We start from the raw sequence: 15,912 nt of genomic DNA, 5'->3' as shown, positions 1-15,912 counted from the left end.
AACCTGGGTGGTAATTGTTGCCGATATACGCGCCATTCTTCATGATCAGCTCATTGCCCGTCGAGTCTCCCGTCTCTGCCTTCGTATAGCCGCCATAAGCATAGCCAATAAAGCATGCAGATGCGCCATCCAAAGTGAGTTTGTTGCCCGTCGTCGTATTGCCGAGAGTGGACAGTCCGCCATAGGCTATATTATCCGATGGTGCGCTCGTTATGGTCTTATCTACACCCTTGAACTGGTTGCGGTCGAAGAAAAGTTTCGTCGCATTGGTGATCGTCGTCGGCGTTCCAGGCGTCGCCGACGTCACATTGGCACGCCATCCGTACTCAAACTTGCCGTCAGACGTAACGCTCTTCCATTTCAAAAGGTCATAGTTGTCTAGCGTCAGTCCCGGACCTGTATACAGGGTGATCGGCTTCAGCCCCGTCGTCCCCGTCCAAGTTGCCGCATTCGTCACCTCAATCTTGTTCCAATCAAAAGTTTGTGTAGAATTATACGTATTTATGGTGAGCATGGTGTCGCCAGAAGCTACCGCAGAATTCAACTCGAATACCATCTTCTCGAAATTGTTGACGCTGTCCCCGTAATTGTCTTTTCCTATGATTCTCAGCTTATTGCCTGTCTTTACATCTGCAGCACTATTATTGCTCCATCCTCCATACAGATGCGTGCCATAATAACTTAGGGCACCATTCCCGTTCAATGTAATGGTATTATTCGTCGCATTGCCGTTCTGTGCCCAACCGCCATAGGCGGCATAACCTGGGTGGTAATTGTTGCCGATATACGCGCCATTCTTCATGATCAGCTCATTTTGATAGGCATTTCCCGCTCCCAACGTATACCCACCATAAACATAGCCAAGAAACCATGCAGATGCGCCATCCAGCGTCAACTTATTCCCATACACATTCCCAGCATCAGAAGAATTCGTAATGGCTCCGCCGGCAACAGGCGCAGCCGGGATCGGATGCGCCGGCGTACCATCGACCAACACATCCCCGCCCGTCACATCCGCAGCATTAACATGTTCAAGAGACAGTTGTCCCCCCCCTACATACAAAGCAACCGCCAGCGAAAGCGCTTTCCAGCGCTTTGAATTCCCTTTCTTGAACATGACTTTCTCTCCCTTTCCCATGAAGCTTAGGTGTTCGGTACTTATAGATTTATAGTCCCATTATATCCCATTAAAATTTAACAGTCAATTATTTTTCATGAAGATATGTGGATCTATACAAAAAAAGAAGCGCTGTATCAACAGCGCCCCTTAAAACTATTCTCCCAATTTTACCTACATTAAGAAAAATTGTGTAATCTTTGACTGCATCATCTGCGTGCCCCATGTCTTTTTCAAAGCAGGCTGTGCAGTCTGCCGATCTCCCGAATCTTGTCCAGGGAGATGTCCGACACACGCGCGATCATTTCCAGCGGCAGCTTCTCTTTCAGCATCCCGAGGACGACTGCAATGTTTCGCTCTTCTCGACCACGCTCCATGCCGCGCTCCATGCCGCGCTCCATGCCGCGCTCCATGCCGCGCTCCATGCCGCGTGCCTCGGCTTCTTTCGCAAGTTCTCCTGCGAAATCCCTTGCGAGTTTTTCCATCGCTTCACACATAGCGCTCGCTCCTTCCTCCGTCTCTTTGAAGTACCTCATTCGTTCCGCCAACACGTCATAATACATGTCTTCTGGCCGCGTACAGTGAAAGTCGTGCATCAGCCTGCCCAGCGGAGTATCTTCATCTGCCATCGCGCTATTGACGTAGATAATATGCGATCCATCATCGAAAACTTTGCCGCTTCCTTCAATCGTGCGCCGAACTATATAAATCGGCAACCCTTCGCCGAGCACATCCGTCTCCGTAATGAAGATCACATACGACTCGGGCAATTCATTGTAATCCTCGCCCACATGCAGGGCATTGGCGTCCATCAGGCTCGCGTTGTATCTGGCTCGTCGCTTTGCCGCTCCTCTGCCGCCTCGCTGAATCTCAATGTCGAATTCCTGCCCGTCCGCCCATGCATGGATGTCCAATCGCACGCTGCGACCCTGTAGATTCTTCAGCGTATCCTGTACGATTGCTTCCGTCGCCTGGATTTGCGGCTTGTCCAAGATGATCCGCAGGAGCAGGTCGACGCATGCCAGGTTGCGGAAGACTGCCGTCATGAAATCGTCATCAAGCAGGCGGAATCCCGCCAAAACCTTCAGGAATCTCTGCTTCCATTCTTCCTTCTCGTTCCAAGCCATAGCGTTTCTCCCGTCTTGTTTCCTCGAGTCGGCCTTCTTCCAGCGTGCCTGCATCAAAGCAGGCTGTGCAGTCTGCCGATCTCCCGGATCTTGTCCATGGAGATGTCCGACACCCGTGCGATCATTTCCAGCGGCAGTTTCTCTTTCAACATCCCAAGAACGACCGCAATGTTTCGCTCTTCTCGACCACGCTCCATGCCGCGCTCCATGCCACGCTCCATACCGCGTGCCTCGGCTTCTTTCGCAAGTTCTCCTGCGAAATCCCTTGCGAGTTTTTCCATCGCTTCACACATAGCGCTCGCTCCTTCCTCCGTCTCTTTGAAGTACCTCATTCGTTCCGCCAACACGTCATAATACATGTCTTCTGGCCGCGTACAGTGAAAGTCGTGCATCAGCCTGCCCAGCGGAGTATCTTCATCTGCCATCGCGCTATTGACGTAGATAATATGCGATCCATCATCGAAAACTTTGCCGCTTCCTTCAATCGTGCGCCGAACTATATAAATCGGCAACCCTTCGCCGAGCACATCCGTCTCCGTAATGAAGATCACATACGACTCGGGCAATTCATTGTAATCCTCGCCCACATGCAGGGCATTGGCGTCCATCAGGCTCGCGTTGTATCTGGCTCGTCGCTTTGCCGCTCCTCTGCCGCCTCGCTGAATCTCAATGTCGAATTCCTGCCCGTCCGCCCATGCATGGATGTCCAATCGCACGCTACGACCCTGTAGATTCTTCAGCGTATCCTGCACGATTGCTTTCGTCGCCCTGATCTGCGGCTTATCCAAGATGATCTGCAGGAGCAGGTCGACGCATGCCAAACTGCGGAAGACTGCCGTCATGAAGTCGTCATCGAGCAGGCGGAATCCTGCCAGAACCTTTAGGAACCTCTGCCGCCATTCTTCGTTCTCGCTCCAAGTCATAGCTTCTCTCCCATCTTGTTTCTTTTATTATACTATGAAGTCTCCTGCACGACAAGGAAATGAGCCGCCTCTCTCCCCCTACGTCGCTCACCGCACCTTTTTCGCGTAAATGCCAAAGAGCGGCACATCGTCGTAGCGAAGGGCTTCGTCGCCATGCACAAGGGGCGCGATGTCGGCGTCGTATTGCACGGAAAAACCGAGTTTTTCGAGGAGATCTGCATCCCAAAGAGGACGGCGATGCGTGCTGACGCGAAGCTCGTCTTTGATCTTGTTGCATTCAATGAGAAGCGCCTCGCCGATGCCCGTGTGTACAGAATCCCGAGCATCTGCCGCCGAAAATGTCGTCTTTCCGTAATCCGAATCGAAGTTCAAGAGCATGCCGCCCGCCCTGAGCACGCGATGCCACTCGCGGTACGCCTCCATCGCATCGGGCAGCGTCCATGTGAGGTTGCGGCTGATGACGACATCGAAGAATTCGTCCGAAAAGTCAAGCTGCTGCGCGTTCATTTTCCGAAGATCGGCCCGGCAGCCGAACGCCGCGAGGTTCTTCTGCGCTTCATCGATCATGCCCGCCGACATGTCGATGCCCGTGACCTCATGTCCCATGCGCGTAAGCAGCACAACAAAGAAACCTGCACCCGTGCCGACGTCGAGGATGCGCAGCGGCTTTTTCTCGGGCAAATGAGACGCTATGAACTTTTGCCAACGTGCAGCGTCGGAGCCTTCGAGTTCCCTTCGCCGCACGGCAGAGAACTTCGGGCTCCTCGTATCCCAGTAGCTTTCAATCCGCTTTCCCAGCGCTTCTTCTCTCTCGATCATTTCCTTCGTTTTCATCCTATGTTGTCTTCCCTCCATCTTCCTCTCGCGTCAAACGGAAAAAGTCCGCCGCCAAAAGCTCCTGCGTATGAGGCGACTTCGCCTGACGCACGATCTCCTGCACCGTTCCTTCCTCCACGACCTTGCCGCCGTGCATGACGATGACGCGGTCAGCGATTGCAGGCAAAAGCGCGAGATCGTGCGTGACGAAGAGACACGCCGCCCGCTGCTCCTGCAAGATGCGGCGCAGGAGGCGCACGACCTGCGCCTGCACCGTGACGTCGAGCACACTCGTCACCTCATCGCAGATCAGAAGTTTCGGCGAGAGCGTCAAGGCGCGCGCGATAGCAGCGCGCTGGCACTCGCCGCCGCTTGCCTCGTGCGGATAGCGCGTGGCAAAATGCGCCCCGAGCCCCACCTCATGCAAGAGCGCCGCCACGCGCTCCTTGCGCCGCGCTTTCGGCCAACCGTGCCGCAGAAGCGGCTCGGCGATACTCCAACCGAGCGTCTTTCTGGGGTCGAAAGAATCCTCGGGCATTTGAAAGATCATCTGCATCGCGCCGTACACTTCACGAAGCTCGCGCCCGCGCGTATGTGTGATGTCCTTGCCGCAAAAGGAGATGCGCCCTTCGTCCGCATCCAAAAGGCGTGCGGCGATGCGCATGGCGGTACTCTTGCCGCAGCCGCTCTGCCCGACGATGCCCAGACACTCACCCGCCGCAACGGCAAAGTCCACGCCGTCCAGCACGCGCCGCCGCTCTGCCCCTTTGCCGAAGGACTTTACCAGCCCTTCGGCTTTCAAAATCATTTCCACGCTTCATTCCACCTACAATCTCGGCACGGCGGCGATGAGCTCCTTCGTATAGGCTTCCTTCGGATGGCGAAAGATATCCTCGCGCGCACCTTGCTCCACCATCTCGCCGTGCCGCAGGACGAGAATGCGATCCGCCATGTAATACGCCAGCCCCATGTGGTGCGTGACCAGAAGCATCGCGACGCCCGTGCGTCGGCGAAGCGCCATGAGCTCCTTCGCCACGCGCACCTGCGTCAGCGCGTCGAGCGCCGAAGTCGGCTCGTCCGCCAAGATGAGCTTCGGCTGCAGGAGCATCGCGGCGGCGATGCCTGCGCGCTGCGCCATGCCGCCCGACAGGCGGAACGGGTACTCGTCGAGCACTTCACGCGGAAGCTGCATCTGCACCATCAGCGCCTCGGCTCGTTCGCGAAACTCGGCATAGCTCCACGCTCTATGGGCACATACGCTCTCATAGAGCTGACTGCCGATCATGCGTACGGGGCAGAAAGACGCGCCTGCATTTTGAAAAACCATCGCGATCTCTTCGCCTGCAAGGTTTCGCCGTGCATCTTTGGCAAGCTGCAGAACATCCGTCCCCTCCCAAAGGATTTCTCCCGCGCAGAAACCCGCGTCCAAGATGCCCATGACCGCCCGCAGAATTGTGCTCTTGCCGCTGCCCGACTCCCCCGCCAAGACGAGAATCTCCCCGCGATGCAGGCAGAAATTCACGCCGAGCACCGCCTGCTTTTCGCCGTACGAAACCGTGAGATTTCGCACGGCGAGGAGCGGTGCATCGCTCACGATTTCTTCTCCAAATCCGCGCTGACCTCATAGTAATCGGACGGATGCGCCTTGAGACCCTCGATGCCCGGTTTCATCACAAGACTCATGCGCAGGTGCGATGCGTAGAGAACGGCGCAGTCGTCCAAGACCTGCTGCTCCATCGCGACGGCAAGCGCGGCGCGCGCTTCGGCGCCATAGGTGTTATGCAGCTTGGCGGCAAGCTCTTCCACCTGCGGGCTGTAGTAAAAGCCGCTGTTATCGACAGCATCCTTGAGAAGATTGCCAAGGAAATAGTACTCGGGATCACCTGTCGGCGCCGCTACGAGCGCTTTGGCGAATATATCATAGTCGCCGCTCTTCAAGAACGACTTGTAGCTATCCGTCGAGTTGACATTCAGCTTGATGCCGATCTTCTTGAGATTCGCCTGCAGCGATTCGGCGAGAATCGGCAGCTCTTGACGCGACGGATACGTCAGGTAGCGAAGCTCCAAGTTCTTGCCGCCCTGATCCACATAGCCGTCTCCGTCCGTATCCTCGTAGCCGGCCTCCTTCAAGAGCGCCTTCGCCCCCTCCAAGTCGTAGGCGGCCGCCCGCACGGCATCACCGCCGAAAGGCATGCTCTTGGGGAATGGACCGACCGCAGGCGTACCGTTGCCCTTCAGCAGTACCTTGCAGAAGTTCTCCTTATCGAGCGCCATAGAAATCGCCCGACGCACGCGCACATCCTGCAGCTCGGGCGTCTTGTAGTTGAACGCCGCCTGATAGACGCGCGACGTATCGGCTTGGCTGATCTTGTACTTTGCGCTGTCCTTTTGGAAAAGCTCCAAACTCGCATAGGGCAGACCTTGCGCGGCGTCAAGCTCACCGCTCTGCATTGCCATCGTCAGCGTATCGCCGTCGGCAATGCTCTTGACGATGATCTTGTCGAGCTTCGGCTTGACAGCGCCCCAATACTTCTCGTTTTTCGAAAGTTCCATCTCGGTATCGGTGACCTTCTGCGCCACATACGGGCCGGTGCCGACGACGATGCGATCCTTTTCTCCCGCTTCCATGTCGATGATGCAGGCATAGGGATCTGCCAATGCGTTGATGAGCGTCGGCATCTTCTCGCTCGATACGAGGGTGACGGTCTGTCCGTCCGCCGTGATGGACTTGAGCTTCAGATTCTTCGGTGCGCGGTCATGCTTTGCCACGAGATCTTCCAAGCACGCTTTGACCGCTTCGCCCGTCATCTTCTTGCCGTTGGAAAACACGACATCGTCGCGCAGCTTGATCTTCATCGTATATTCATCGACCTGCTCAAAGCTCTCGGCAAGCCAAGGCACAGGCTCCATCTTCTCATTGAAGCGGAACAAGGTCTCGCCGATGCCGTAGCGCAGGGTGCTCCAACCGTTATAGGAAACATGCGGGTTCGTGCCCGCATTCTCCATCGCCGCGCCATACGACATCGTGCCGTAGGTAAAGACTTTCTCCCCTGCCGCCTCGTTCTTATCCGCACCGCAGCCCGCGAAAATCGCCGCCGCGAAAAGCCCTGCCAAAGCTGCCACCAATTTCTTCTTATTCAGCTTCATTTTCCTGTAGCCTCCTCTTTTTCCTACTCGCTTACTTACTTAATTCCTTCGGTGCCAACACGTCGCGCAGCTTGTCGCCGAACAGGTTGAACGCCGCCACCGTGAGAGTGAGCGCCGCCCCCGGCGCTAAGATGACCCACGGCGTCGTCTGCAGCATGCTGCGCCCGCTGCTCATCATCGAACCCCACTCCGCCGTCGGCGGCATCGCGCCGAGCCCGAGAAACGAAAGTCCCGCCAGCTCCATCGTGAGCGTGCCGAGGTCGAGCGACGCCGTGACGAGAATCGGTCCCGCGATATTCGGCAGGACGTGATGGCGAAGCACGGAGAGAGAACTGCCGCCCGCCATGCGCGCTGCTTCCATGTACGGCAGTGCACACAAAGAGAGCGTCAAGCCGCGCGCGATGCGTGCATACTTCGCCCAGCCAAGAAACGCGAGAGCCGCCGCCGCATAAAAAAGCCCGCCGCCGAAAGCACCCGCGATTGCAAGCGCAAAGACGAGCTGCGGAAACGCGAGCAGCATATCGGCGAGCCGCATGAAAAAGGCGTCGAGCCGCCCGCCGCGATAGCCCGAGACCGCGCCGATCAAACTGCCCGCGCAGCTCACGAAGAGCAGCAGCGCCAGCGCCGAACCGAGCGTCGTCTGTGCGCCCACGAGGACGCGCGACAAGAGATCACGCCCGTAGCGGTCCGTCCCCAGAAGATGCTCGGCGCTCGGCGCGAGAAGCGCCTGCTCCAAATCCTGTGCATACGGATCATGCGGCGACAAGAGCGGCGCACAGGCGGCGATGATGAGCACGACGCTCACAGCTGCCGCGTATGGCAGCAGCGGGCGATACCTGCGCACCGTCATAATGCCCCTGCCTTTTCATAGCCGACGCGCGGATCGAGCAGACGGTAAAAAATATCCGCTGCAAGATTCAGCACGACATAGATCACCGCCATCCATGCCACATACGCCTGCACAAGCGGATAGTCGCGCGCCAAGACCGCCTCGACCGCCATTTTTCCCACACCGTCCCAAAGGAAAATCGTCTCGACGATCGCCGTGCCGCCGAGAAGAGAGCCCATCGACAGTGCGAGCAGCGTGACGATGAGCACGAGAGAGCTGCGCAGCACGCTTTTCACAAGGATCGTGCGTTCCTTCACACCGCGCGCACGCGCCCCTATGACATACGGCTTCGCCAGCTCCTCCAAGATCACGGCGCGAATCTGGCGCGTGTACTTCGCGCCCATGGCAATCGCCAAGGTCAGCGCAGGCAGGAGGACCGCACGCCCATCGCCCGCCTTCGCCAAGATCGGCAGCCACTCAAGTCGCACGGCAAAGACATAGATGAGCAAAAGCCCCACGAAAAAATTCGGCAGGGAGTTGCCAACAAAAGTGCCGATGCGAATGAGAACATCTACCCAATGATTCTGCCGCACCGCCGCCAAGATACCGAGAGGCAAGGCGAAAGCGAGCGTCATGAGGACGGAAGCAAGCATCAAGTAGAGCGTCGCCGGCAGCTTTTCCATGAACGTCTCCCATACCGGCTTGCCCGAGATATACGATTTTCCCATATCTCCCGTGACAGCTCCCTTGAGCCATGCTCCGTACTGCACGAGGAATGGCTGATCGAGGCCCAGCTCCGCACGCTTCGCCGCCTTGACCTCCTCCGTCACACCGCCCGACTTCTCATACATCAAGTCAACGGCGTCGTCGCCCGCCAACCGCATCGCGGCGAACGCCAAAAACGTGATGCACAAAAGCATCGGCACCATCTGCAGGAATCGTCCGATTACATAATTCTTCATCATTTTTCTACCATTCGCAAGGCCTCTCATCTTTCCTACACAAAACATTTCCATAGGAAATTTCCCGAAAAGATTAAGCTGCCTCTTTCATGTCATAACAAAAAAGCAAGGATGCGGAGTCCCACCTTATAGGTGAGACTCCCGTTCCTTGCTTTCTTACTTTCAGCGGGTCTTCAGACAAGCTCCAAAAGCGCCATCGGCGCGGCATCGCCGCGACGGGGGCCAAGCTTCAGGATGCGCGTGTAACCGCCCGAACGCTCCGTATACTTTGCAGCGATATCGCTGAAAAGCTTGCGGACTGCTTCTTCATCGCCAATATCGGCAATCGCCTGACGACGGGCGGCAAGGTCGCCACGCTTTGCCAGCGTGATGAGCTTTTCCGCGAGGCTTCTGACTTCCTTCGCCTTCGCTTCCGTCGTCTCGATGCGCTCATGCTTGAAGAAGGAGGCCAAGATGCTGCGGAAGAGTGCCTTGCGGGCACTCGAATTACGCCCTAATTTTCTATAGCTCATGGTTTATCCCTCTCTTATTCTTCTTCTTTCTTCAATGTCAAGTCGTACTCTTCAAGCTTCTTCTTGACTTCTTCCAAGGATTTCCTGCCGAGGTTCCTGACCTTCATCATGTCTTCTTCCGTCTTCGAGACAAGATCTGCGACCGTATTGATGTTCGCGCGCTTCAAGCAGTTGAAAGAGCGAACAGAGAGGTCAAGATCGTCAATCGTCGTCTCAAGAACCTTGGAAGCGTCCGGCTCCTCAGGCTCGGGAGGAACAATCTCCTCCTCTTCCTCAATCTCTGGAATGCCCGCCATATTTTGGAAGAGCTTAAAGTGCGAGATGAGGATAGTCGCCGCGCGGCTCACGCCCTCTTCGGGGCGGATGGAGCCATCCGTCCACACTTCGAGGATGAGCTTGTCATAGTCGGTGACGTTGCCCACGCGCGTGTCCTGCACGGTGTAGTTGACGCGCTGAATCGGGGAAAAGATGGAGTCGATCGGAATGACGCCGATGACATGATCGGGCTTCTTATTTTTCTCCGCTGCCACATAGCCTTTGCCGCGTTCAACGGTCATTTCCATGTGCAGCTCTCCGTCCTCGTTAAGCGTCGCGATGTGAAGATCGGGGTTCAAGATCTCAACGTCGGGATCGGTGATGATGTCCGCCGCCGTGACTTCCTTCTCACCCTTGACATCGAGGCGAAGAACGCGCGGCTCTTCGCTGTACATCTTGAAGCAGAGCGACTTGAGGTTCAGCACGATGTTCGTCACATCATCGCGGACGCCCGGAATGGTGGAAAACTCGTGCAGTACGCCGTCGATGCGGATCGAAGTGATCGCAGCGCCCGGCAGGGATGACAAGAGGATGCGCCGCAAGCTGTTGCCGAGGGTCGTGCCGTAGCCACGCTCCAAAGGCTCGCAGACGAACTTCCCATAACGATTATCTTCGCTGATTTCCACTATCTCGATCTTTGGCTTTTCGATCTCGATCATCTGGGATAACCCTCCTCCATTGTTCTCATGCAGTCAATCATATTGAAAATACCGGCAAGAGATTATCTGGAGTACAGCTCGACGATCGCCTGCTCGTTGACGGGGACGTCGATCTCATCGCGGCTCGGATAGCGCGTGACCGTACCGCTGAGCTTCGCACCGTCGGCAGTGAGCCATGCGGGAAGGTTCAGAGGCTTGTAGTTCTCGGCGAGCGCCTTGAAGAACGCATTCGAGCGGCTCTTCTCATCGATCGTGATCTCATCTTCGGCACGAACGAGCGCGGACGGAATATCGAGGCGCTTGCCGTTGACACGGATGTGACCGTGCGTCACGAGCTGGCGAGCCTGACGGCGCGTCTGCGCGAGACCGAGGCGGTATACGACGTTGTCGATGCGACGCTCCAGGAGACCGAGGAGGTTCTCACCCGTGACGCCCGGCATCGTCTTCGCCTTTTCATAGTACTTGCGGAACTGCTTTTCCAAAACGCCGTAGATGAACTTCGCTTTCTGCTTTTCCTTGAGCTGCATGCCATACTCGCTGACCTTGCGGGCCTGGCGGCGCGGCTGACGCTTGGACTGGCGGCTGATGCCGACCATGCCCGGCTCAATGCCGAGCGAACGGCACCGCTTGAGGGTTGCGGATCTATCAATAGCCATATTTCTTCTGCACCTCCATCAAACTCTTCTGCGCTTCGGCGGACGGCAGCCGTTGTGCGGAATCGGGGTGACGTCCTTGATCATGTTGACTTCAAGACCCGTCGCCTGCAGGGAGCGGATTGCGGCTTCACGGCCGGCGCCGGGGCCCTTGACATAGACCTCGACCTGCTTCAAGCCATGCTCCATCGCGGCCTTCGCCGCGACTTCCGCCGCCATCTGTGCAGCGAACGGCGTGCTCTTTCTGGAGCCGCGGAAGCCGAGGCCGCCCGCGCTCGCCCACGAGAGGGCATTGCCGCTCTTGTCCGTCAGCGTGACGATCGTGTTGTTGAAGGTGGAGCTGATATGCGCAACGCCATATTCAATGTTCTTGCGGTCTTTTTTCTTCGTCCGCGTCGTTTTCTTTACTGCCACTCAATGACCCTCCCTTTTATTTGTCCTTCTTCTTGCCTGCGATGGCCTTGCGGGGACCTTTCCTCGTGCGGGCGTTGTTCTTCGTGTTCTGTCCGCGCACGGGAAGTCCCAGGCGGTGACGACGACCGCGGTAGCAGCCGATATCGACGAGACGCTTGATCGCCATCTGACGCTCACGGCGAAGATCGCCCTCGACGATCGCTTCCTTGTCGATGACGTCGCGCAGTTTCACGACTTCGTCTTCCGTCAAGTCGCGCGTGCGCGTGTCGGGGTTGACGCCTGCCAGCTTCAGAAGCTTCTGAGAGGTCGTCAGGCCGATCCCATAGATATATGTCAAAGCAATCTCGATTCTCTTGTCACGCGGTAAATCCACACCGGCGATACGTGCCATAGAAAAGCACCTCCTTAACCTTGTCTCTGCTTATGCTTCGGGTTTTCGCAAATGACCATGACGCGTCCCTTGCGCTTGATGATCTTGCATTTTTCGCAAATCCGTTTGACGGACGGCTTGACTTTCATTGACTTTGCCTCCTTCTGCGCTGCCTGCCGAATAGCGGCCGCGTCTACTTAAAACGATAGGTGATGCGGCCGCGCGTCAGGTCGTAAGGCGTAAGCTCAATCGTGACCTTGTCGCCGGGAAGGATGCGGATGAAATTCATACGGATCTTCCCCGAGACGTGCGCCAGGACGACGTGACCGTTTTCCAGCTCGACTTGAAACATCGCGTTGGGCAGCGCTTCCAGCACTTTGCCCTCAACTTCGATTACATCTTGTTTTGACATGAGCTTCTCCCTCTCTGAAATTGGGTTGGGCGAAAGCTGTCCATCTTCCGTGAAAGGAGCGTTCCGCATCGGGAATTGCCCATGCCCAACATCGTATTTTCTCGGACGCCAAACCCGCGCCCGCCGTGACGCTCTCGCGTCTTTATCGTTCGGTGGCTCTCGGACACGCAGCTCAGTCCTTCAAGGCGGCGAGCATGGCGGCCTTGACATCGTCAATGGCCTGTCTGCCGTCGATCTCCTTGTAGACGCCTGCCTTCTCGTAGTAGGCGATCAAGGGCTTCGTCTGCGCCTCGTAAACGGAGAGGCGATTCTTCATCGTCTCCTCGCTGTCATCTGCACGCTGGTAGAGGTCGCCCGCGCATGTGTCACAAACCCCCGCCTTCTGGGGCGGGTTGAACTTCACATGGTACGTCGCGCCGCAGGATTTGCAGATGCGGCGTCCGACAGCACGCTCGATGAGGTCCGCTGCCGGCACCGTGATGTTGAGGGCTGCGGTGAGGGATAGCCCCAGCTCTTTGAGGATGCCCGTAAGAGCATCCGCCTGCTCCACCGTGCGCGGAAAACCATCGAGGATGAAGCCCTTCTTGCAGTCAGGCTTCGCGAGCCGCTCCTTTACGATGCCAATCGTGACCTCGTCCGGCACGAGCTTGCCGGCGTCCATGCAGGCCTTCGCCTGTAGCCCAAGCTCCGTCCCCTCCTTCACGGCGGCGCGGAACATGTCGCCCGTTGAGATGTGCGGAATGCCGAATTCTTTCACGAGATTGGCCGCCTGCGTGCCTTTGCCGGCGCCCGGCGGACCCATTAACAGGATATGCATCAAAGGACTCCTCCTATTTCATGAAACCTTGGTAATGGCGCATGACCACCATGGATTCGATCTGCTTCATCGTGTTCAGCGCAACCCCGACGACGATGAGCAGTGCCGTGCCGCCGAAGTACACACCCTCGATGTGGGTCGCGCCCGCGACGAGGTTCGGCAGCACTGCGATGAATGCCAGGAAGAACGCGCCTGCCAGCGTGATGCGCGTCATGACAGTATCGAGATATTCTTCCGTCGGCTTGCCCGGACGTATGCCCGGGATGAAGCCACCGTATTTTTTCAGGTTCTCTGCCATATCCGATATCTTTACAGTAACCGCGGTATAAAAGTACGTGAAGAAGATGATGAGCAGCGCGTAGATGCTTGTCTGCAGCGGTGTGCCCCACGCAAAATAACCGGCGAGTGTGGTCACCCAGGGAACTTCAATAAACTGGGCGACGGTTACTGGAAACATCAGCACGGATGACGCAAAGATGATTGGGATGACTCCCGCATGATTGACCTTCAGCGGGATATGGCTGGAACTTCCGCCATACGTCTTTTTTCCGACGACCCGTTTCGCGTAGGAAATCGGGACTCTGCGGTTGCCCTCTTGGATGTAAATGACGAACACGATCATCAAGAGAGCGATGACGGCAAAGACGAATGCGTTGAAATAGCTGATCGTCCCCGCCTGCAAATAACTGTAGATCGTGCCGAGATTCTTCGGCAATGCTGCGACGATACCGGCAAAGATGATAAGCGATATGCCGTTTCCGACGCCGTTCGCCGTGATTTGCTCGCCGATCCACATGAGGAATATCGTGCCTCCCGTCAAGGTGATCGCGATGATCAGAATGGAGACGGGATTGGGATTCAAGATCGCCTGCTTCAGGCCGATCGACATGCCGACAGCCTGGAAAAAGGCGAGCGCTACGGTCAAGTAGCGTGTGACCTTCGTCGTTTTCTTGTGCCCTTCCTGCCCTTCTTTGGACCATTGTTCCAAAGTCGGAATGACAACCGTGAGAAGCTGCATGATGATCGACGCGTTAATGTACGGCGTGATGCTCATCGCAAAGATGGAAAACTTGCTGAATGCACCGCCGGAAAAGAGATCCAACAGGCCGAACAGGTTGCCCGTGGCAAACAGCTGCTCAATGGCTGACGGATCAACGCCCGGCACAGGAATGTGCGTACCGAGCCGGAACACGGCGAACATGATGAGCGTGAAGATGACCTTCTGTCTTAGCTCCGGAATCTTGTAGATGTTCGCAAGGGCTGAAAACAATCAGATCACCTCGACTTGTCCGCCTGCCGCCTTGATCTTTTCTTCCGCCGACTTCGTGAAGCCGTTGGCGCGAACCGTGAGCTTCTTCGTGAGTTCGCCCTTGCCGAGAATGCGGATGCCGTCGCGGACGTTCTTCAGGATGCCCTCTTCGACGAGTGCGACGGGATCGACGACAGTGCCGTCCTCAAAGCGGTTCAAGGTTTCGATGTTGACCTCCGCATAAATCTTGCGGAACACATTGTTGAAGCCGCGCTTCGGAAGCCTGCGGTAGATCGGCATCTGGCCGCCTTCGAAGCCCGTGCGGACGCCGCCGCCGCTCCTCGAATTCTGACCCTTGTGCCCGCGGCCTGCGGTCTTGCCGTTGCCGCTGCCGATGCCGCGCCCCACGCGGTTGCGCGTCTTTTTGGAGCCAGGCGCCGGGGACAATTCATGTAACTTCATACTGCTTGCACCTCCTTGTTCTTTCTTATATGTTCTCGACCTTCACGAGATGTTCGACCTTGTGGATCTGCCCCTTCAATGCGTCGTTCATCTCACGCTCCACCGACGAGTTGAGCTTACGAAGTCCGAGCGAACGAACGGTGGCTCTCTGCGTCTCGGGACGACCGATGAGGCTCCTCGTAAGAGTGATTTTAACCTTTGCCATCGAACTTCCTCCTTAACCTAAGAGTTCCTGCACCGTCTTGCCGCGCAGTTCAGCGACCGCTTCAGCACGCTTGAGCTGCTCGAGACCCTTGACCGTGGCGCGAACCATGTTGTTCGGATTCGACGAGCCAAGAGACTTCGTGAGGATGTCGCGAATGCCCGCAAGCTCCAAGACGGCGCGCGCAGGGCCGCCCGCGATGACGCCGGTACCTTTGGCGGCGGGCTTCAAGAGCACGCGGCCTGCACCGAAGATGCCGATCATCTCGTGCGGAATCGTCGTATCCTTCAAGGAAACCTCGATGAGGTTCTTCTTCGCGTCCTCGATGCCCTTTCGTATTGCCTCGGGCACTTCGCTCGCCTTGCCGAGGCCTGCGCCAACCTTGCCCTTCTTGTTGCCCACGACTACGAGGGCACTGAAGGAGAAACGGCGGCCGCCCTTGACGACTTTGGCGACGCGGTTGATGTAAACGACCTTCTCCTCAAATTCAGGAGTCTCGTTGTTTCTGTCCCGGTCCCTGTCATGGTTCCTGTCCATTCTAGCCATTCATTTACCTCCTTGCAAGTCAGAATTTGAGGCCTGCCTCGCGCGCTGCTTCTGCGAGCGCCGCGACGCGACCGTGGTAGATGTAGCCCCCGCGGTCAAAGACAACCTCGGTGATGCCCTTTTCAAGCGCACGCTTCGCGACAGCAGCGCCGACAGCCTTCGCGGCCTCGATGTTGCCGCCGTAGTTCGAGAATCCCTTGTCCTTCGAACTTGCCGAGACGAGCGTCACGCCCTTCTCGTCGTCAATCACCTGCGCGTAGATGTTCGCGAGGCTTCTGTATACGTTGAGGCGCGGACGCTCTGCCGTGCCCGAAACGTGGTTACGGACGCGCAGGTGGCGCTTCTGCCTTGCCTTGTTCTTGTCTGCCTTGATCAGCACT

At 56.9% G+C, this 15,912-nt stretch carries 21 protein-coding genes and 1 pseudogene; all 22 read right to left on the bottom strand.

Features of this window, described 5'->3' with window-relative positions:
- Nucleotides 1–1,117, bottom strand: a pseudogene (locus QZ177_RS05120) (hypothetical protein); the annotation flags it as partial.
- A gap of 233 nt (nucleotides 1,118–1,350) precedes the next feature.
- The gene (locus QZ177_RS05115; RefSeq protein ID WP_294175732.1) at nucleotides 1,351–2,244 is read right to left on the bottom strand and encodes an Rpn family recombination-promoting nuclease/putative transposase; all 894 of its coding nucleotides are present in this window, start codon (nucleotides 2,242–2,244) and stop codon (nucleotides 1,351–1,353) included.
- Between the two features lie 53 nt (nucleotides 2,245–2,297).
- Nucleotides 2,298–3,167, bottom strand: coding sequence for an Rpn family recombination-promoting nuclease/putative transposase (locus QZ177_RS05110; protein WP_294175730.1), 870 nt, complete (start codon nucleotides 3,165–3,167; stop codon nucleotides 2,298–2,300).
- Nucleotides 3,168–3,254: 87 nt separating this feature from the next.
- Nucleotides 3,255–4,001, bottom strand: coding sequence for a class I SAM-dependent methyltransferase (locus QZ177_RS05105; RefSeq protein WP_294175727.1), 747 nt, complete (start codon nucleotides 3,999–4,001; stop codon nucleotides 3,255–3,257).
- Nucleotide 4,002: 1 nt separating this feature from the next.
- Nucleotides 4,003–4,791: a dipeptide/oligopeptide/nickel ABC transporter ATP-binding protein gene (locus QZ177_RS05100; protein ID WP_294175749.1), complete on the bottom strand. Its 789-nt coding sequence runs from the start codon at nucleotides 4,789–4,791 to the stop codon at nucleotides 4,003–4,005.
- 18 nt (nucleotides 4,792–4,809) lie between these two features.
- Complete coding sequence (locus QZ177_RS05095; protein ID WP_294175724.1) at nucleotides 4,810–5,577, bottom strand: ABC transporter ATP-binding protein; 768 nt, start codon at nucleotides 5,575–5,577, stop codon at nucleotides 4,810–4,812.
- On the bottom strand, nucleotides 5,574–7,130 hold the full coding sequence (locus tag QZ177_RS05090) for an ABC transporter substrate-binding protein (RefSeq protein WP_294175722.1): 1,557 nt from the start codon (nucleotides 7,128–7,130) through the stop codon (nucleotides 5,574–5,576). The genes QZ177_RS05095 and QZ177_RS05090 overlap by 4 nt, the downstream gene beginning before the upstream one ends.
- 31 nt (nucleotides 7,131–7,161) lie before the next feature.
- The gene (locus tag QZ177_RS05085) at nucleotides 7,162–7,980 is read right to left on the bottom strand and encodes an ABC transporter permease (protein ID WP_294175720.1); all 819 of its coding nucleotides are present in this window, start codon (nucleotides 7,978–7,980) and stop codon (nucleotides 7,162–7,164) included.
- Nucleotides 7,977–8,921, bottom strand: a complete 945-nt coding sequence (gene nikB / locus QZ177_RS05080; protein WP_294175718.1) for a nickel ABC transporter permease — start codon at nucleotides 8,919–8,921, stop codon at nucleotides 7,977–7,979. The genes QZ177_RS05085 and nikB overlap by 4 nt, the downstream gene beginning before the upstream one ends.
- Before the next feature lie 173 nt (nucleotides 8,922–9,094).
- Complete coding sequence (gene rplQ, locus QZ177_RS05075) at nucleotides 9,095–9,433, bottom strand: 50S ribosomal protein L17 (protein ID WP_265071163.1); 339 nt, start codon at nucleotides 9,431–9,433, stop codon at nucleotides 9,095–9,097.
- Between the two features lie 14 nt (nucleotides 9,434–9,447).
- The gene (locus tag QZ177_RS05070) at nucleotides 9,448–10,407 is read right to left on the bottom strand and encodes a DNA-directed RNA polymerase subunit alpha (protein ID WP_009645117.1); all 960 of its coding nucleotides are present in this window, start codon (nucleotides 10,405–10,407) and stop codon (nucleotides 9,448–9,450) included.
- Nucleotides 10,408–10,469: 62 nt separating this feature from the next.
- Nucleotides 10,470–11,063 carry a 30S ribosomal protein S4 gene (rpsD, locus tag QZ177_RS05065; RefSeq protein WP_009645113.1) on the bottom strand — a complete coding sequence of 198 codons (594 nt, stop codon included), beginning with the start codon at nucleotides 11,061–11,063 and terminating at the stop codon, nucleotides 10,470–10,472.
- Between the two features lie 18 nt (nucleotides 11,064–11,081).
- A complete protein-coding gene (gene rpsK, locus QZ177_RS05060; protein WP_006191770.1) occupies nucleotides 11,082–11,474 on the bottom strand; it encodes a 30S ribosomal protein S11 in 393 nt (130 codons plus the stop codon).
- 16 nt (nucleotides 11,475–11,490) lie between these two features.
- Nucleotides 11,491–11,865: a 30S ribosomal protein S13 gene (gene rpsM / locus QZ177_RS05055; protein WP_006191768.1), complete on the bottom strand. Its 375-nt coding sequence runs from the start codon at nucleotides 11,863–11,865 to the stop codon at nucleotides 11,491–11,493.
- Nucleotides 11,866–11,879: 14 nt separating this feature from the next.
- The gene (gene rpmJ / locus QZ177_RS05050) at nucleotides 11,880–11,993 is read right to left on the bottom strand and encodes a 50S ribosomal protein L36 (protein WP_005842139.1); all 114 of its coding nucleotides are present in this window, start codon (nucleotides 11,991–11,993) and stop codon (nucleotides 11,880–11,882) included.
- A gap of 44 nt (nucleotides 11,994–12,037) precedes the next feature.
- Nucleotides 12,038–12,256 carry a translation initiation factor IF-1 gene (gene infA, locus QZ177_RS05045; RefSeq protein WP_009645081.1) on the bottom strand — a complete coding sequence of 73 codons (219 nt, stop codon included), beginning with the start codon at nucleotides 12,254–12,256 and terminating at the stop codon, nucleotides 12,038–12,040.
- 172 nt (nucleotides 12,257–12,428) lie between these two features.
- Nucleotides 12,429–13,073 (bottom strand): adenylate kinase, encoded by a 645-nt coding sequence (locus QZ177_RS05040; RefSeq protein ID WP_009645085.1) that lies wholly within the window; start codon nucleotides 13,071–13,073, stop codon nucleotides 12,429–12,431.
- 13 nt (nucleotides 13,074–13,086) lie between these two features.
- A complete protein-coding gene (gene secY / locus QZ177_RS05035; protein ID WP_009645098.1) occupies nucleotides 13,087–14,343 on the bottom strand; it encodes a preprotein translocase subunit SecY in 1,257 nt (418 codons plus the stop codon).
- Nucleotides 14,344–14,784: a 50S ribosomal protein L15 gene (rplO, locus tag QZ177_RS05030; RefSeq protein WP_009645157.1), complete on the bottom strand. Its 441-nt coding sequence runs from the start codon at nucleotides 14,782–14,784 to the stop codon at nucleotides 14,344–14,346. It lies immediately after the preceding gene.
- Between the two features lie 25 nt (nucleotides 14,785–14,809).
- A complete protein-coding gene (rpmD, locus tag QZ177_RS05025) occupies nucleotides 14,810–14,989 on the bottom strand; it encodes a 50S ribosomal protein L30 (protein ID WP_006191760.1) in 180 nt (59 codons plus the stop codon).
- A gap of 12 nt (nucleotides 14,990–15,001) precedes the next feature.
- Nucleotides 15,002–15,523 carry a 30S ribosomal protein S5 gene (gene rpsE / locus QZ177_RS05020; protein WP_174261623.1) on the bottom strand — a complete coding sequence of 174 codons (522 nt, stop codon included), beginning with the start codon at nucleotides 15,521–15,523 and terminating at the stop codon, nucleotides 15,002–15,004.
- A gap of 28 nt (nucleotides 15,524–15,551) precedes the next feature.
- The gene (gene rplR, locus QZ177_RS05015) at nucleotides 15,552–15,911 is read right to left on the bottom strand and encodes a 50S ribosomal protein L18 (protein ID WP_009645159.1); all 360 of its coding nucleotides are present in this window, start codon (nucleotides 15,909–15,911) and stop codon (nucleotides 15,552–15,554) included.
- Nucleotide 15,912: the final 1 nt, after the last annotated feature.

Source organism: uncultured Selenomonas sp. (assembly GCA_905372355.1).
Classification (GTDB): Bacteria; Bacillota; Negativicutes; order Selenomonadales; family Selenomonadaceae; genus Selenomonas.
This window is presented reverse-complemented; position numbering and strand designations above follow the sequence as displayed.

Bases quoted from the DNA above. Each gene is read 5' to 3' on its own strand.
- rpsD (WP_009645113.1), bottom strand. From the start codon at position 11,063: ATGGCTATTGATAGATCCGCAACCCTCAAGCGGTGCCGTTCGCTCGGC.
- rpsE (WP_174261623.1), bottom strand. From the start codon at position 15,523: ATGGACAGGAACCATGACAGGGACCGGGACAGAAACAACGAGACTCCT.
- QZ177_RS05040 (WP_009645085.1), bottom strand. From the start codon at position 13,073: ATGCATATCCTGTTAATGGGTCCGCCGGGCGCCGGCAAAGGCACGCAG.
- rplQ (WP_265071163.1), bottom strand. From the start codon at position 9,433: ATGAGCTATAGAAAATTAGGGCGTAATTCGAGTGCCCGCAAGGCACTC.
- rpmD (WP_006191760.1), bottom strand. From the start codon at position 14,989: ATGGCAAAGGTTAAAATCACTCTTACGAGGAGCCTCATCGGTCGTCCC.
- QZ177_RS05070 (WP_009645117.1), bottom strand. From the start codon at position 10,407: ATGATCGAGATCGAAAAGCCAAAGATCGAGATAGTGGAAATCAGCGAA.
- nikB (WP_294175718.1), bottom strand. From the start codon at position 8,921: ATGAAGAATTATGTAATCGGACGATTCCTGCAGATGGTGCCGATGCTT.
- rpsM (WP_006191768.1), bottom strand. From the start codon at position 11,865: ATGGCACGTATCGCCGGTGTGGATTTACCGCGTGACAAGAGAATCGAG.
- QZ177_RS05105 (WP_294175727.1), bottom strand. From the start codon at position 4,001: ATGAAAACGAAGGAAATGATCGAGAGAGAAGAAGCGCTGGGAAAGCGG.
- rplO (WP_009645157.1), bottom strand. From the start codon at position 14,784: ATGAAGTTACATGAATTGTCCCCGGCGCCTGGCTCCAAAAAGACGCGC.
- QZ177_RS05085 (WP_294175720.1), bottom strand. From the start codon at position 7,980: ATGACGGTGCGCAGGTATCGCCCGCTGCTGCCATACGCGGCAGCTGTG.
- QZ177_RS05115 (WP_294175732.1), bottom strand. From the start codon at position 2,244: ATGGCTTGGAACGAGAAGGAAGAATGGAAGCAGAGATTCCTGAAGGTT.
- infA (WP_009645081.1), bottom strand. From the start codon at position 12,256: ATGTCAAAACAAGATGTAATCGAAGTTGAGGGCAAAGTGCTGGAAGCG.
- QZ177_RS05110 (WP_294175730.1), bottom strand. From the start codon at position 3,167: ATGACTTGGAGCGAGAACGAAGAATGGCGGCAGAGGTTCCTAAAGGTT.
- QZ177_RS05100 (WP_294175749.1), bottom strand. From the start codon at position 4,791: ATGATTTTGAAAGCCGAAGGGCTGGTAAAGTCCTTCGGCAAAGGGGCA.
- rpmJ (WP_005842139.1), bottom strand. From the start codon at position 11,993: ATGAAAGTCAAGCCGTCCGTCAAACGGATTTGCGAAAAATGCAAGATC.
- QZ177_RS05090 (WP_294175722.1), bottom strand. From the start codon at position 7,130: ATGAAGCTGAATAAGAAGAAATTGGTGGCAGCTTTGGCAGGGCTTTTC.